Here is a 306-nt window from a genome sequence, read left to right on the forward strand (position 1 = left end):
TAGAATTCATGCCCTGATCGGTGAAAAATTAAAAGAGGTATAGTGTTTGTCACCGAATTAAGATCTTCTTTGGTTAGCGCACCATGCCATGCTTGGTGATATCCCCAAACTAATACATAGTCTTTTTCTTTCCTTTCTTTGACTATGTTTTTTAACCCTTGAATATATTCTTCATGATTAGTAGCTGCAGGATATGTTTTATGTGGCATACGCCATTCATGGGGAGCTACGATATCATTGCCCAAAATAAAAGCACCAATAGAAACAGGGTGGGCATGAGGTTCTATAAAACCGGGCATGATGGTT

Annotated in this window: 1 protein-coding gene; it reads right to left on the bottom strand. The window is 38.6% G+C overall.

Going from position 1 to position 306, the window contains the following annotated elements; all coding sequences use genetic code 11:
* The coding region (locus OU788_RS12755; protein WP_274635501.1) for a hypothetical protein at positions 1-245 on the bottom strand (245 nt) is incomplete at its 3' end.
* Between the last annotated feature and the right edge of the window lie 61 nt (positions 246-306).

Origin of the sequence: Tenacibaculum sp. L6, from assembly GCF_028823685.1 — a bacterium.
In the GTDB taxonomy this organism is placed as follows: Bacteria; Bacteroidota; Bacteroidia; order Flavobacteriales; family Flavobacteriaceae; genus Polaribacter.